The organism is Myxococcus sp. AB036A, assembly GCF_006547355.1.
Taxonomy (GTDB): Bacteria; Myxococcota; Myxococcia; order Myxococcales; family Myxococcaceae; genus Myxococcus; species Myxococcus virescens.
The window spans coordinates 1-269 of the sequence record NZ_VHLC01000264.1; the positions used below are offsets into that span (position 1 = coordinate 1).

General features: G+C 66.2%; 1 pseudogene. It reads right to left on the reverse strand.

Features of this window, described 5'->3' with window-relative positions:
• Positions 1-269: pseudogene (locus FL344_RS38845) on the reverse strand (hypothetical protein); the annotation flags it as partial.

The following is a 269-nucleotide window of genomic DNA, read 5'->3' on the forward strand; positions in this document are numbered from 1 at the left end:
GCGGAAGAGGCTCGTCTCGCGGAAGAGGCTCGTCTCGAAGAAGAGCGTCGCCTCGCGGAAGAGGCACGGCTCGAAGAAGAGCGTCGTCTGGCGGAAGAGGCTCGTCTCGCGGAAGAGGCTCGTCTCGCAGAAGAGGCTCGCGTAGCCGAAGAAGCGCGCGTTGCCGAAGAAGCGCGCTTGGCTGAAGAGGCTCGGCTGGCGGAAGAAGCGCGGCTCGAAGAAGAGCGTCGCGTGGCCGAAGAGGCTCGGCTCGCAGAAGAGGCGCGGCT